The organism is Vibrio sp. OPT46 (assembly GCF_015163535.1).
Lineage (GTDB): Bacteria > Pseudomonadota > Gammaproteobacteria > Enterobacterales > Vibrionaceae > Vibrio > Vibrio alginolyticus.
This window is the reverse complement of sequence record NZ_JADDYG010000236.1, coordinates 18263-32525: the sequence shown is the minus strand read 5'-3', so window position 1 is coordinate 32525 and position 14263 is coordinate 18263. Positions and strand designations below refer to the sequence as shown.

General features: G+C 44.5%; 15 protein-coding genes. 11 read left to right on the top strand and 4 right to left on the bottom strand.

What is annotated here, in order from left to right:
* The 4 genes from IQR33_RS09655 to IQR33_RS09640 form a co-directional block, all read left to right on the top strand.
* Window positions 1-810, top strand: an 810-nt coding sequence (locus tag IQR33_RS09655) for a helix-turn-helix transcriptional regulator (protein ID WP_193843671.1), incomplete at its 5' end; no start/stop codon positions are given.
* Between the two features lie 832 nt (window positions 811-1642).
* On the top strand, window positions 1643-1870 hold the full coding sequence (locus tag IQR33_RS09650; RefSeq protein WP_005382190.1) for a FeoA family protein: 228 nt from the start codon (window positions 1643-1645) through the stop codon (window positions 1868-1870).
* Complete coding sequence (gene feoB / locus IQR33_RS09645) at window positions 1870-4146, top strand: Fe(2+) transporter permease subunit FeoB (RefSeq protein ID WP_193837655.1); 2277 nt, start codon at window positions 1870-1872, stop codon at window positions 4144-4146. The genes IQR33_RS09650 and feoB overlap by 1 nt, the downstream gene beginning before the upstream one ends.
* Entirely contained in the window at window positions 4143-4373 is a 231-nt protein-coding gene (locus IQR33_RS09640; RefSeq protein ID WP_005382192.1) for a FeoC-like transcriptional regulator, read from the top strand. The genes feoB and IQR33_RS09640 overlap by 4 nt, the downstream gene beginning before the upstream one ends.
* A 108-nt stretch (window positions 4374-4481) precedes the next feature.
* Here the strand turns inward: IQR33_RS09640 and IQR33_RS09635 are convergent, their stop codons facing one another.
* The 3 genes from IQR33_RS09635 to argS all read right to left on the bottom strand — a co-directional run bounded on the left by IQR33_RS09635 (window position 4482) and on the right by argS (window position 7440).
* Window positions 4482-5003: a YqhA family protein gene (locus tag IQR33_RS09635; protein ID WP_005382193.1), complete on the bottom strand. Its 522-nt coding sequence runs from the start codon at window positions 5001-5003 to the stop codon at window positions 4482-4484.
* 150 nt (window positions 5004-5153) lie between these two features.
* Window positions 5154-5582: an HIT family protein gene (locus IQR33_RS09630; protein ID WP_005382194.1), complete on the bottom strand. Its 429-nt coding sequence runs from the start codon at window positions 5580-5582 to the stop codon at window positions 5154-5156.
* Between the two features lie 124 nt (window positions 5583-5706).
* A complete protein-coding gene (argS, locus tag IQR33_RS09625; protein WP_005388349.1) occupies window positions 5707-7440 on the bottom strand; it encodes an arginine--tRNA ligase in 1734 nt (577 codons plus the stop codon).
* A gap of 220 nt (window positions 7441-7660) precedes the next feature.
* Between argS and IQR33_RS09620 the strand changes: the two genes are divergently transcribed.
* Window positions 7661-8260, top strand: a complete 600-nt coding sequence (locus tag IQR33_RS09620) for a VOC family protein (RefSeq protein WP_017634806.1) — start codon at window positions 7661-7663, stop codon at window positions 8258-8260.
* A 74-nt stretch (window positions 8261-8334) separates the two neighbouring features.
* Here the strand turns inward: IQR33_RS09620 and purU are convergent, their stop codons facing one another.
* Window positions 8335-9168: a formyltetrahydrofolate deformylase gene (gene purU / locus IQR33_RS09615; protein ID WP_005382206.1), complete on the bottom strand. Its 834-nt coding sequence runs from the start codon at window positions 9166-9168 to the stop codon at window positions 8335-8337.
* A gap of 218 nt (window positions 9169-9386) precedes the next feature.
* Here purU and IQR33_RS09610 point away from each other — a divergent pair, with 218 nt between their 5' ends.
* The 6 genes from IQR33_RS09610 to IQR33_RS09585 all read left to right on the top strand — a co-directional run.
* A complete protein-coding gene (locus IQR33_RS09610; RefSeq protein WP_005382210.1) occupies window positions 9387-11327 on the top strand; it encodes an ATP-dependent DNA helicase in 1941 nt (646 codons plus the stop codon).
* Window positions 11328-11356: 29 nt separating this feature from the next.
* Complete coding sequence (tsaB, locus tag IQR33_RS09605) at window positions 11357-12058, top strand: tRNA (adenosine(37)-N6)-threonylcarbamoyltransferase complex dimerization subunit type 1 TsaB (RefSeq protein ID WP_017634804.1); 702 nt, start codon at window positions 11357-11359, stop codon at window positions 12056-12058.
* Window positions 12059-12118: 60 nt separating this feature from the next.
* Window positions 12119-12424: a hypothetical protein gene (locus tag IQR33_RS09600; protein ID WP_005382213.1), complete on the top strand. Its 306-nt coding sequence runs from the start codon at window positions 12119-12121 to the stop codon at window positions 12422-12424.
* A 41-nt stretch (window positions 12425-12465) separates the two neighbouring features.
* Entirely contained in the window at window positions 12466-13023 is a 558-nt protein-coding gene (locus tag IQR33_RS09595) for a Slp family lipoprotein (protein WP_005382214.1), read from the top strand.
* A 6-nt stretch (window positions 13024-13029) separates the two neighbouring features.
* On the top strand, window positions 13030-13884 hold the full coding sequence (locus IQR33_RS09590) for an alpha/beta fold hydrolase (RefSeq protein WP_005382215.1): 855 nt from the start codon (window positions 13030-13032) through the stop codon (window positions 13882-13884).
* Window positions 13885-13990: 106 nt separating this feature from the next.
* Window positions 13991-14263 (top strand): AMP-binding protein (locus IQR33_RS09585; RefSeq protein WP_193843670.1); only part of this gene is annotated, 273 nt, incomplete at its 3' end.

The following is a 14263-nucleotide window of genomic DNA, read 5'->3' as shown; positions in this document are numbered from 1 at the left end:
CAGATAACTCAGTCAGTGGTTGATGTATGGCAAGATGACTTTGCAAAAGCGGGTATTTTGGTAGAGCTAGAAGATGAGAGCAAGCAGAGCCGGGTTGCTCTGGAAAGTTTTAATCTTGATGTTATTTTCAATAGCATTTTTGCCAATATCATCAAGCGCTCTTTCCGAGGTCAAACGGTTAGAATTATGCTAGAAGAGGGACATGATATTGTGTCATTGAGCTTTCTTGATTACGGGACGCAATTACCTAATAAAGTCGCGACTGGGCTTCCATCTAACTTAAATCACTCTGAGTTGAGTATTGACCACCTTGCCCAACTAGTGACAACGAGTGGTGGTTATTTGGCTGTCTTCTCTTCTGATGCTCAAAACAAAGTCGAGATTACATGGCCATCTGCGAAGGAAAGTAGTTATCTGGATGAACCGCAGCAAGAACTCAATCCTGTAACTATTGCAGAAGATCAAGTCACACCAGAGAAAGAGTGGTTGCAAAAAGTCTATCAATTAGTGGCAGAGCATTACCATGATCCTGAATTTGGCACTGCGTCAGCCGCTAAAATGCTGTATATGTCTGAACGCTCTTTGCAGAGACGTTTTAAATCTGCCTCGTCAAGAACGTTAAAAGACTATGTCACAGAGGTTCGTTTGGAAACGGCGTGTGAAAAGTTATTGGCGGGTGAGAAAATCAGTGAAGTCGCCTTTAACTGTGGCTTTAATGATCCATCTTACTTTAGCCAAAAGTTTAAGCTGCATTTTGGTTTGCCCCCTTCCAAGTTTGCTTTGACTCAAGAAAGCCAAGAAATTAACTAGAAAACCTTCATTATACGCTCCCTAATTAATAGTTAAGATGCTGGGGAGCTGCATACAGTGCTCTATTATTGCTGCAGTTGCTAACGCAGTAAGTTTCATTGTTTCTTCATCACATCTAGCCTACAAATCCATTCTCAACACGTAAGCACGATCACGTTCTATCTGTTAGTCGCGATGTTCATAGCAATAAGCATAAATGGCTTCAAGAGAATGATTTACTGATAGTTGCAACAAATAAATGACAGTTGTATTGCTGTATCAAAAGAGCGTTGTTCATTTGGGGGAGTGATGGCATGCGACATTCGTGAAAACGAAAACTGTGTTGAAAAGATGGATAAGGTAAAGAAGTTTTGAAAGAGGTGAAAAAAATATCGTGGTATAGCCGGGGGGACTATACCACGGGTGTCAAGGACACCTTCGCTTGCTGCCGGAGTGACATGTTGCCATGCCACCTCTGGAATTTATTAGAGAGGTTGCCCTCTCGATGGAGTAACTATACGAGAGGTTACTTATTTTTCTTATAAAAATAACGCCATGTTTATATGAGAAAAGCGACAACGTTTTGTTTTTTAATTAACCCACTGTTTTAATTTGCATTTTTTGTTTTCTATCTTGGTTTGTGACATTTTTGTTTCGTTAGGTGTCATTTTTAATTGTTAATTTTGACGTAAATAACGAGAGGAAATTTACGAAGTTAACGTTTGAAAGCGTGAAAACATTTACGGAATCTTTGATTTCACACAAGGATTGAAGGGGTATAGGGGAGTAATATTGGCAACCTAAACTTATTAAATAATAATATTTCTCATTAGCAATACTCTTAAGGGCCACTATGAAGTTATCAGAGATTAATCCTGGCGATACGGTGACGATTCGGTTGTTAGATGGTCTTTCATCAGATATCAGAAAGAAACTCATGGTAATGGGGCTGCTTCCCAATACAGAAGTCAAAGTGATTCGACGTGCGCCAATGGGCGATCCTTTACAAGTCGAAGTCCGTGGTGTGTCTGTCGCATTGCGAGAAACAATTGCTCAGAAAATTGAAGTGGAGCGAGTGTAATGCAATATCAAGTGCTAACCGTAGGTAACCCTAATAGTGGTAAAACGACGCTATTTAATGGTTTAACTGGCGCAAAACAGCAAGTTGGTAACTGGGCAGGCGTCACGGTTGAAAAGAAAACGGGACAATTCAAGCATGCTGGGGATGAGTTTTTGCTCACTGACCTTCCGGGTATTTACTCATTAGACAGTGGTAATGATAGTAATAGTATTGATGAATCCATCGCATCGCGTGCGGTTCTAACTCATCCTGCTGATCTCATTATTAACGTGGTGGATGCTACAAGTTTAGAGCGCAGCTTATATATGACGCTGCAACTTCGCGAACTTGGTCGCCCTATGATTGTTGTCCTCAACAAGATGGATGCGCTAAAGCGTGAACGTCAGATGATTAACGTTGCAGAGCTTGAGAAAACGTTAGGTTGTCCGGTTGTCAGTTTATCTGCAACCAATAAAACTCAAGTGGCAGAGTTTAGAGAAAAGCTCCATAAATCCATCGTTCAAGGAGTGCCACTTAAAGAATTGTCTTTGCATTACGGTGAGAAGATGGAGTCGGCAATTCAAACGGTTTCCGCACTTTTTAATGACCAAAACGTCGCTCATCGTGCACTAGCGATTCGTGCGCTTGAAAAAGACACAATGGTGCTCAATAGTCTTTCTGATATTGATAGAAGCAAAGTCTTGGAAGTCATTACGACGTTAGATTTGGATATCGATTTGCATGTCGCGGATACTAAGTACACGCATCTGCATGAACAGTGTAAAAAAGTTCGCCGAAGCGAAGGCAAGTTAAGTCGTAGTGTGACTGAAAGACTCGACCAGTTTATTTTGAACAAGTGGATTGGAATTCCTTTCTTCTTTGTTGTTATGTACCTGATGTTTATGTTCTCGATTAACATCGGTAGTGCATTTATCGACTTTTTTGACATTGGTGTGGGCGCATTGTTGGTTGATGGTGGGCATCACTTGTTAGACGGTCATTTGCCTGTGTGGTTAGTGACGGTTCTTGCTGATGGTATCGGTGGTGGTATCCAGACGGTTGCAACCTTCATTCCGGTTATCGCGTGTTTGTACCTGTTCCTAGTGGTACTTGAGAGCTCAGGTTACATGGCTCGTGCAGCATTCGTACTAGATAAAGTGATGCAGAAGATCGGCCTACCGGGCAAAGCATTTGTACCGTTGGTTCTTGGTTTTGGCTGTAACGTACCGTCAATCATGGCAACTCGTACTCTAGACCAAGAACGTGAGCGTAAACTGGCTGCATCTATGGCGCCATTTATGTCATGCGGTGCTCGTCTGCCTGTATACGCGCTATTTGCTGCGGCATTCTTCCCAGGTTCTGGCCAGAACATTGTATTCGCACTTTACCTACTTGGTATTGTGGCAGCGATCTTCACAGGTCTTTTCCTTAAGCACACGCTTTACCCAGGTAGCAGTGATAGCCTAGTAATGGAAATGCCAGACTATGAGCTTCCGACGCTACAAAACGTGGTGATCAAAACTTGGCAAAAGCTAAAGCGCTTTGTACTTGGTGCAGGTAAAACCATCGTTATCGTTGTTGCTATTCTGAGTTTCTTCAACTCATTGGGTACTGATGGCAGTTTTGGTAATGAAGACAGCGAAAACTCGGTGCTTTCTAAAGCTGCGCAAGTTGTAACTCCAGTATTCGCGCCAATCGGTGTTCAAGAAGATAACTGGCCAGCGACGGTTGGTATCATTACCGGTATCTTCGCAAAAGAGGCGGTAGTTGGTACGCTTAACAGTCTATACACCACGCCAAGTGACGGTGAAGACGCAGAATTTGATCTAATGGGCAGCCTAGAAGAGGCAGTAATGAGTATCCCTGAAAACTTAGCCGGTTTGAGCTACTCAGATCCACTAGGCATTGAAGTGGGTGACTTAACTGACTCAAATGCCGTTGCCGAAGAACAAGAAGTCGATGCTTCTATCTTCGGTAACATTAAATCGCAGTTTGCTTCTGGCAATGCCGCATTTGCTTACCTAATCTTTATCCTACTGTACACTCCTTGTGTGGCGGCGATGGGTGCTTACGTACGTGAGTTTGGTCATAAGTTCGCACGCTTTATCGCGGTTTGGACAATGGGCTTGGCTTACCTATGTGCGACGTTCTACAACCAATTGACGCATTTCGCAGATAGCCCAGTAACAAGTGGTATTTGGATGGCTGTGATCGTAGCTATCTTCTTTGGCACATACCGTGTGTTCAAACAAGTTGGTAAGAAACAAAACGGTGCATTAGAGGCGCAAGTAGCATGATTTTAAAAGAGCTTTATCAATACATTGCAGACAAAGGAACCGTCTCCCAGTCAGATCTGGCTAAACAGTTTGGGATGAGTGAAGATGGCGCCGACGCGATGTTAAACGTGTGGATTAAGAAGGGCAAAATTAGCCGCCTAGTCGACACTAATAAAGCTCATGACGTGACTCGTGTTCGCTACTCAGTGACTAAACAAGATGGTTTGTCTCTGACAGTCACCATGTAGCGACTATCAAAATTAGTCACCTAAAAATTATCACGTAAAAACGACAAAGCCGCATCAGCAATGATGCGGCTTTTATTTTGCTGGTTATTGTTTGTGAATACAGCGAAATTAATGTTCTTCAGAGTGTTTAGTCGCGCCTAACTCTAGGAACTTTAAACCAAGACTTAAAACTAAAATCGAAATAGGTAATGTTAAGATCGTCCAATCTAAGCTGTCGAAGTTAATCAGCACGAGCTCTAAGAACTTCACAAACAAGATCACGATGATGACTTCAGCCAAAATGTTTTTTAGATGGCCGATGTTTGGGGTTCTGATCCAATGCAAAACCGACTGCTCTTGTGTTTTCGCTTTAGCTTTGTTGGAAATAAATAGTGTGTAGATGCCGTGAGCAAAGATGAACAAAACTAGTGCGACAAGAAACGTATCCAGTGACTTGATCAAATAAGCGATCGCGATGTCTGCTTTATCTAAATGTGCGAGTGCTTCTGGAGGTGTTTGATTGAGAATGAAGACCGCAAATGCCGAATAGGTTTTTGCTGCACCCATAAGAAAAAGCAAGAATGAAGCAGCCATAGAACAGATAATGGCGATCCAGCTGACGTATCGGAATGTGTTGAAGACTTGTTTCATGATGACCCTCTCTAACTGAGCTGGTAGTCTAAACAAGTTTTATTTTAGTGATAATCCCAGAAAAATGAGAAAGATTGTTACAAATACGTATTAATCTTTCTCTGTCTATTTCAGCCGTATTCAAAGGCGAATTATTTTCGCTAGCAGTGCTTATGCTTTTTGGAAAATAGAACTCAGTGACAGCACATTTTTAATGCGACCAAGCAATTCGTTTTGCTCTTCTTCTGTACGGAATTCACCTTTGGTGTTACCCCAAACCGGTCCCGGCCATGCTACGTCATCTTTGAAGCGAGCAATATGGTGAATGTGCAGCTGTGGCACCATATTACCTAGCGCACCAAGGTTTAGCTTGTCTGGACGGAATGTTGCTTCCAGTGCTTGGCTTACCGCTTGAGACTCTAGCAAAAACTGTTGCTGTTCTTGCATTGGCAAGTGGTGAAGCTCTTTTAGGTTTGCACGTTTAGGGACCAAGATAACCCATGGCACGGCGTTATCTTTATGCAGAAGCGCCACACACAGTGGGAAGTGGCCGATAACGGTGGTGTCTTTTGCCAGTTGAGGGTGCAGTTCAAAACTCATTATGTTGTCCGATTTGAATTGAATGACATCAGTATACGCCAGATAAAACAAAAGGTTGACGCTTTCACGTCAACCTTTGTCATCATTTAGCTTGTGCTACTTAAGCTACCTACGTAAAAGCGGATTACATACGCTCTAGAGTATCAATACCTAGTAGAGACAGACCTTGCTTGATGGTCTTCGCTGTTAGCGCAGCTAGTTTCAGACGGCTTTGTTTCACAGCTTCGTCTTCAGCAACTAGGATAGGGCACGCTTCGTAGAAACTAGAGAACTGACCTGCTAGTTCGAATAGGTAGCTACACATGATGTGCGGTTGGCCTTCGCGAGCGACAGATTGAACCGCTTCTTCGAACTGCATAAGTTTAGCAATAAGTGCTTTCTCTTTCTCATCAGTGATTTTGATGTCGCCTTGGAGAGCGTCCATAGCAACACCAGCTTTAGCGAAAATAGAAGCTACGCGAGTGTATGCATATTGCATGTATGGTGCTGTGTTACCTTCAAACGCTAACATGTTGTCCCAATCGAACACGTAGTCAGTCGTACGGTGTTTAGATAAGTCAGAGTATTTAACCGCTGCCATTGCAACTGTTTTAGAGATCTTCTCTTTTTCTTCCGCATCCAGCTCAGGGTTTTTAGATTCGATCAGTTGTGCTGCACGAACTTCTGCTTCATCTAGAAGGTCGGCAAGGCGAACGGTACCACCCGCACGAGTCTTGAATGGCTTACCATCTTTACCAAGCATCATGCCGAACGCGTGGTGCTCAAGAGATACTGACTCAGGTACGTAGCCTGCCTTACGAACAATTGTCCAAGCTTGCATTAGGTGCTGGTGTTGACGTGAGTCGATGAAGTAAAGCACACGGTCTGCGCTTAGCTCTTCATAACGATATTTTGCACATGCGATGTCTGTTGTTGTGTATAGGAAACCGCCATCGCGTTTTTGAACGATAACGCCCATTGGTTCGCCATCTTTGTTCTTGTATTCATCTAGGAATACAACTTGCGCGCCATCATCTTCAACGGCAAGACCTTGTTCTTTTAGGTCTGCAACGATCTTAGGAAGCATGTCGTTGTACATGCTCTCGCCCATCACGTCGTCACGAGTCAGTGACACGTTTAGACGGTCGTAGTTGCGCTGGTTTTGGATCATGGTTACATCAACGAGTTTTTTCCACATTTCTGCACAGTACTCGTCACCGCTTTGCAGTTTCACAACGTAGTTTCGCGCCTTTACTGCGAAGTCTTCATCTTCATCGTACAGCTTTTTCGATTCGCGGTAGAAGCCTTCAAGGTCCGCAAGCTCCATAGAAACTTCGCCAGACTCTTGTTGTACACGTTCAAGGTTTGCGATAAGCATACCGAACTGAGTACCCCAGTCGCCGATGTGGTTCGCACGGATCACTTTGTGACCTAGGAACTCAAGAGTACGTACCACCGCATCACCGATGATGGTTGAACGTAGGTGACCAACGTGCATTTCTTTAGCTACGTTTGGTGCAGAGTAGTCAGCAACGATAGTTTGAGCTTCGTCTGCTGCAACGCCAAGACGTGAGTCAGCCAGTGCTGCTTCCGCTTGTTTTGCTAGGAACTCTTCGCTTAGGAAAATGTTGATGAAACCAGGACCAGCGATTTCTGTCTTGCTTGCAATACCATCTAGGTCTAGAACATCCAGTACTTTCTGTGCAAATTCTCGTGGGTTAGTACCCAGTTTTTTAGCAACGCCCATTACGCCGTTTGCTTGGTAGTCACCAAATTGTGGCTTTGCTGATTGGCGTACTGCCGCAGGACTGCCTGCAGGTGCGCCAGCGGCTTCTAGAGCCTGAGATACTTTGTCATTAATAAGTGCTTGGATATTCACACGCGTTTCCTTCAATTCAAGGACGAAGAACTCGGCGAAGTAAGTGCCGAGTTCTGTTGGAGTTCACAAAAATGGGGCTAATGATAACAACTTTATTGCTTTTCATACAGAGAGGAATTGGGGAAATTTATACTTTTTCGATTGAATGGAAATGTGGTTTGGTTTGAGTTTACTATTGCGCTCAGAGTAATGAGATAAATCGCCCCAAAAGAGAGCCACAATGACGACTCAACTAGTTGAAAAACGCCTAGCGCCTAAATTGATGATCCAAGATCTGGATGCATTTATGGCGAAGATTGAAGAGCTTGCATCCCTGTTAAAACTGGATCTGAGCTTTGCTCAAGCTGACCATATTGCGCTGCGAATTAATGATACTGAAACAGCAAAAGCCGCGCATGAAGCATGGAATCAATACGGTAAGGTGATTTCACAAGCGAAAATCAACGGTCGCCCAATCATCGTTATCGAATTCGATAAAGCGTTGGAAAGTCGTGGCTGGAAGATTGAGTGTCTGGAACTGCCATACCCTGCGGAAGGCAAAATCTACTCAACTGAAAGCTGGGAACATGTGGAGTTTGTTATTCCGTCTCATGCCGAAACTGCAGACGAGTTTCTTGCTGATTTGAAACACACTTACCCAGCGTTTGGGGCGCGTTTTAATGAGTTGGAAGAGCTGGGTGTGAAGATCAAACTGTCGAGCCCGAAAGGGGATGGCGAACGCTTGAACAACCCAACGGTGGCGTTTAAGTACCAAGACATTTGTATCAAACTGCACCCGCATTCACTTAAGCGTATTGTGGAGTCTGAGCAGGCTGAATAAGCAAGTTTTGAACGACTAGAAAGAAGAAAGGTTTGCAAATGAGCAACCCTTTCTTTCATTCAAAAGCGATGAACTTAAAGGATCACTGTCTTATTCCCATAAACAAAGACGTGGTCATTGATCACTTTATTCAAAGCCTTACTCAATACGTTCTTCTCTACATCGCGTCCCGCTTGCGCCATATCTTGGGCATTGAATGTATGGTCGACAGGAATTACGTCTTGCTTGATGATCGGCCCTTCATCTAAATCATTAGTCACGAAGTGTGCTGTTGCACCGATGATTTTCACACCGCGATCGTAAGCTTGTTGATATGGCTTCGCGCCAATAAAAGCAGGTAAGAAGCTGTGATGAATATTAATGATTTTGTGGTGATATTTCTCAACAAACGTCGGCGTTAATACGCGCATGTATTTAGCTAGCACCAAAAAGTCAGCATCGTATTGATCGATCACTTCTAGCATCTTCTGCTCGTGTTCTTCACGGCTAAGGTTTTCATGGGTCACATGGTGGTAAGGAATGTCGAAGCGTTCAGTGAGAGTTTGCAGTTTGTCGTAATTCCCCACCACAGCGGCGATCTCAACATCTAGGCTTCCATCGTAGGTTTTCATCAGAATATCGCCTAAACAATGCGCTTCTTTTGTGACGAGAATGACGATGCGCTTACGGCGAGAGCCAACCAATTTACGCTTAGCACCTTGCGGGAGAGCTTGGTCCAAGTCGGCAAGAAACGTTTGATCGTTGAAGTACCCCTCCAACTCCGTTCTCATGAAAAAGTGGCCACTGGTATTATCAACAAATTCGTTATTGTGAACGATGTTGAGTTGGTGCTTGTAACAGATATTAGTAATTTTCGAGATGAGACCCGGGGCGTCAGAACAGTGGGTCAACAGTGTTTTCTTTTCCATAAATCAGGTACTTCCATGCATTAATATTTTAGCGTACGAATTTGTTATTATTCCCTGGCGGGTGTAACTGTACTGCCATGTTTCACCATAAATAATCTATTCTTACGTTGGTTTCAACAAAATATCCGCGTGTCGCCGCAAGCTGGTCAGATTGTGGGCTGATGTCACTCCTATTCCTCTGATATACTCTCGATAATTTTTCAAACTCAATACCAAGCATGATCGCAAAAACTTTTTCCTCTGATGGCGCGTTAGGTAAGGCCATTCCTGGCTTTCAAGCTCGTCAGCCACAAATCGATATGGCGGAAGCCGTCAGCAGTGCGATCAAAGATCAAACCCAGTTGGTGGTGGAGGCAGGAACCGGAACCGGTAAGACCTTCGCCTACTTAGTCCCTGCGCTGTTAAGCGGTAAAAAAGTGATCATCAGTACAGGCTCGAAAAACTTGCAAGAGCAGTTGTACCATCGTGACTTACCGCTCATGGTCAATGCGCTTGGTTTTTATGGCCAAGTGGCGTTATTAAAAGGGCGTTCTAATTATCTGTGTTTGGATCGTTTGAGCCGCCAAATGGTCGAAAGCCACACTAATGAATCTGACCCGACGTTATTAACTCAACTGGTTAAAGTGCGTGCTTGGTCATCAGAAACCAAAACAGGTGACCTTGGTGATTGTGATGATCTGCCAGAAGACAGCATGATCATTCCGACTATCACCTCAACCAATGATAACTGTTTAGGTAAAGAATGTCCGAGCTACACTGATTGCTTTGTATTGAAAGCGCGTAAGCGAGCCATGGATTCCGACATTGTTGTAGTGAACCATCACTTGTTTCTTGCTGATTTAGCGATCAAAGAAACAGGATTCGGTGAACTGATTCCAGAAGCCGATGTGTTTATTTTTGATGAAGCTCATCAGTTGCCAGATATTGCGAGCGAATATTTCGGCCAGTCAGTTTCAAGCCGCCAAATTCACGATCTTGCCAAAGACATTGAAATAGCCTATCGCACCGAAGCCAAAGATATGCGTCAATTGCAAAAAGTGGGCGACAAACTCATGCAAAGCGCAATGGACATGCGGATTGTATTGGGTGAGCCAGGCTTTCGTGGCAACTGGCGTGAGGCGTTGCAATCAGGTTCTATTAAGCGAGAATTATTGCGCTTAACTGACAGCCTCGAATTGGCGATTGATGTACTCAAAATAGCCTTAGGGCGCAGTCAATTACTGGATACCGCCTTTGAACGAGCAAATTTGATCAAAGGCCGTATCGACCGGGTATGTGATGTCGATATTACCGGTTACTCATACTGGTACGATACCTCGCCTCGTCATTTCGCTCTGCACATTACGCCTCTTTCTGTCGCGGACAAGTTCCATGAGCAAATAGAGATTAAACAAGGCGCTTGGATTTTCACGTCAGCAACCCTAGCCGTATCGGGCGATTTCAAGCACTTTACTGAGCGCCTTGGCCTCAAGCCTACAAAGCAATTTTCTCTGCCGTCCCCCTTTGATTATCAAAAGCAAGCGCGCCTTTGTGTGCCAAGGTATTTGCCAGAGCCAAACAGTAACGGCTTAGCGGATAAGTTAGTCCGAATGCTTGCTCCGGTGATTGAAGAAAATGATGGTCGCTGCTTCTTTTTATGTACCTCGCACAGCATGATGCGTGAACTAGGTGAGAAGTTCCGAGAAGTACTTGAGCTGCCTGTGTTAATGCAAGGGGAGATGAGTAAGCAGAAAACCTTGGCGGAGTTTATGGAACTGGGTAACGCTTTACTCGTGGCGACGGGCGCTTTCTGGGAAGGGATTGATGTTAGAGGTGATGCGCTGAGCTGTGTTATTATCGACAAATTACCGTTTACCGCCCCTGACGATCCGTTACTCAAAGCCCGTATCGAGGATTGTCGATTACGTGGCGGTGAACCATTTGCTGAAGTACAAATCCCGGATGCAGTGATTACGTTAAAGCAGGGAGTCGGGCGATTAATTCGAGATCAGAAGGATCACGGTGCGTTGATCATTTGTGATAATCGCCTCGTCACGCGAGACTATGGTGGTATTTTCCTCGGAAGCCTACCACCTATCCCAAGGACGCGAGACTTAGATGGAATCAAAGCATTCCTGAAAGCAGAACAATCTGTCACAGACGCAAGTGCTGAGGCATAACCCAATAAATGAAAGTTGTAGAGAGTTAAATGAGCGCAAAAATTCTTGCTATCGATACAGCGACTGAAAACTGTTCAGTTGCGTTGTTGGCTAATGATCAAGTGATTTCACGTAGCGCGGTTGCACCACGCGATCACACCAAAAAAGTACTGCCAATGGTTGATGAAGTACTCAAAGAAGCTGGCCTGACTCTACAAGAGCTGGATGCGTTAGCGTTTGGACGTGGTCCAGGTAGCTTTACTGGCGTTCGTATCGGTATTGGTATCGCACAAGGTTTGGCGTTCGGTGCTGACTTACCTATGATCGGCGTTTCAACGCTGGCTGCAATGGCTCAAGGTAGCTATCGCTTACATGGTGTGACCGATGTCGCTGTGGCTATTGACGCACGTATGGGTGAAGTTTACTGGGCACGTTACACTCGCCAAGCAAACGGTGAGTGGGCAGGGATGGATGCAGAGTGCGTAATTCCACCAGCACGTCTCGTTGAAGAAGCACAAGCAGACGACAAAACGTGGACGACAGCAGGTACTGGTTGGGATGCTTACCAAGAAGTATTAGCAGGCCTACCGTTTAATTTGACGCATGGTGACGTTCTGTACCCTGATTCACAAGACATCGTGATTCTTGCTGAACAAGAATTTAAAAAGGGTAATATCGTGCCGGTCGAAGATTCGAGCCCTGTTTATTTACGTGATAATGTGACATGGAAAAAACTTCCTGGTCGCGAATAGTCCGTTTTTCATTAACCTGACAAAAAGCAGGGCGTTTGCCCTGTATTTTTATGGAGTGCTATGGCGTCGATTAATGGCTTGCCTCCTTCTTTGATTCCCGGTGCAAATCGCACTAATAAAGCCAGTCAAAAGAAGCCGGTAAATAAATCACAAACAAAGCAGCCTGTAGGTCAGCCTTCAAAGGTTGCTAACGCCGTGGCGCACTCCATAAAACACGTGGATGAGTCCCAAATTCACCGAGCTCAAGTGCAATATGACCTTCCTGAAGGGGGCGCACGTAAAGCAATGGAGCAGTACATGGATGTCATGAATCGAGCTAAAAAAGAGGAACTGGCTCAATTACTTGGTGTCGATATTTACGTGTGAGATCTCCCCAGCTTGGGGTTACTAATATTGAAAGGTGGTTTATGAAGGTTTTTGGACGGTTTTTTCTCGCATTATTTGCTACGGTTGGTTTGTCTGCGTGTAGCTCGTTGCCTGAGGAGCTAAATGCAAGCACAGAATTGGTCGTTACAGACTATAAAGCTTTTGCTGAGTCTCAGGGGCAAGTGAGTGAAGATGTTCGCCTTGGTGGAATCATCGCTAAAGTGGATAACTTTAAAGATAAAACGCGTCTAGAGATTGTAAACCTTCCTATCAGTAAGTCTGGTAAACCTGATATCGATGAAGAGCCTACGGGGCGTTTTGTCGCCTATTTTGATGGCTATTTAGAGCCTGTCGCCTTTAGTGAAGGCCGTTTGGTGACGGTTGTAGGCAAAGGAGCAGGGGAAGAAGAAGGAAAGATCGGTGAGCACGGTTACATCTTCCCGGTAATAAAGGGGGAAGGGTACCGTTTATGGAAAATTGAAGAACGTGTACGCATGTATGACTCGCCAACCTACTTTTACCCATGTTACTCGATTAACTGCCGCATGTGGCGTAATGATTTCCCACAAGACGGTAAAGTGATAAAACAGGTCAAATAATCTGCGATGCATGAGCGTCAATTCGAGCTTCCTGCCGGCAAAATGGCAGCCCTTGAGATAGGGAACGAGAAAACGGCTGACTTGTCAGTCGTTTTTCTTCATGGGTGGTTAGATAATGCGGGCAGCTTTAAAGCGCTCATGGAGCAGTTGAATCAACTTAATCCTCACTTACACCTCCTAGCCATCGATCATTTTGGTCACGGTTTATCGAGTCATAAATCTCACGATAATTATTACCCCTTTCACGACTATATTGCCGATTTGTATCAGTTTTTGGACGAATTATCACCAAACAGACTGATATTAGTAGGGCATTCACTTGGTGCTTTAATCGCAAGTTGCTATAGTGCAGCGTTTCCAGAGCAGGTCGAAGCTCTTGTGCAAATTGAGGGAGCAGGACCTCTTCATGAGGATCCTACTAACAGTTTGCCTCGTCTTCGCGATGGCGTTTTAAGTCGAATAAGACAGCAAAACAAGCCAGAGCGAGCCATTGCCTCCTTCGATCTGGCGTTAAAATTACGCATGCAAGCCAACCAATTAACCGCTGAGCAGCTTCTACCGATAGTAGAGCGTGGAACAGAGCAGCGAGGAGATAAATGGTATTGGCGGCATGACGCCAAGTTAAAATGTGCGTCGCTTTACCGAATGGCGCAAGCGCATGCTAACTCGATTACCAGCCAAATACGTTGTCCTCATTTGATTGTATTAGGCGATCAAGGATTTCAGAATTTACCATCTAACCAAGCTGATTGGGGAGAGAACCCACCGCAAGTGGTTTCTGTCAAGGGTGGTCATCACTGTCATTTAGAGCAAATACTCGAGGTCGCAACGCGAATTCTTGGTGTAGTTAACAAAATTTAAACAAGTGTTTGAGAGTTGCGTGCTCAAGCACGTTCGCTGTGCTGTAATAGCTTTCAAAATAAAAAGGACGCTATTTTTTAGCCAGTTATAAACGAGGAGTAACATCGTGGATAAACCATGGCTTTCACGTTATCCAAGTGACGTACCTGAAACCATTAATCCAGAGCAATATGAGTCTTTGGTAGAAATGTTTGAACAGTCTGTACAAAAATATGCAGACCAACCAGCATTCATGAACATGGGCTCGGTTATGACCTTCCGTAAATTGGAAGAGCGTAGTCGCGCATTCGCAGCGTATCTGCAAAACGAGTTAAAACTGCAAAAGGGTGACCGTGTTGCTCTGATGATGCCAAACCTACTGCAATACCCAGTGGCGTTG

Coding starts and splice junctions, on each gene's coding strand:
- feoB (WP_193837655.1), top strand. CDS start 1,870: ATGCAATATCAAGTGCTAACCGTAGGTAACCCTAATAGTGGTAAAACG.
- purU (WP_005382206.1), bottom strand. CDS start 9,168: ATGGAAAAGAAAACACTGTTGACCCACTGTTCTGACGCCCCGGGTCTC.
- IQR33_RS09620 (WP_017634806.1), top strand. CDS start 7,661: ATGACGACTCAACTAGTTGAAAAACGCCTAGCGCCTAAATTGATGATC.
- IQR33_RS09650 (WP_005382190.1), top strand. CDS start 1,643: ATGAAGTTATCAGAGATTAATCCTGGCGATACGGTGACGATTCGGTTG.
- tsaB (WP_017634804.1), top strand. CDS start 11,357: ATGAGCGCAAAAATTCTTGCTATCGATACAGCGACTGAAAACTGTTCA.
- IQR33_RS09630 (WP_005382194.1), bottom strand. CDS start 5,582: ATGAGTTTTGAACTGCACCCTCAACTGGCAAAAGACACCACCGTTATC.
- IQR33_RS09640 (WP_005382192.1), top strand. CDS start 4,143: ATGATTTTAAAAGAGCTTTATCAATACATTGCAGACAAAGGAACCGTC.
- IQR33_RS09610 (WP_005382210.1), top strand. CDS start 9,387: ATGATCGCAAAAACTTTTTCCTCTGATGGCGCGTTAGGTAAGGCCATT.
- IQR33_RS09595 (WP_005382214.1), top strand. CDS start 12,466: ATGAAGGTTTTTGGACGGTTTTTTCTCGCATTATTTGCTACGGTTGGT.
- IQR33_RS09600 (WP_005382213.1), top strand. CDS start 12,119: ATGGCGTCGATTAATGGCTTGCCTCCTTCTTTGATTCCCGGTGCAAAT.
- IQR33_RS09590 (WP_005382215.1), top strand. CDS start 13,030: ATGCATGAGCGTCAATTCGAGCTTCCTGCCGGCAAAATGGCAGCCCTT.
- IQR33_RS09635 (WP_005382193.1), bottom strand. CDS start 5,003: ATGAAACAAGTCTTCAACACATTCCGATACGTCAGCTGGATCGCCATT.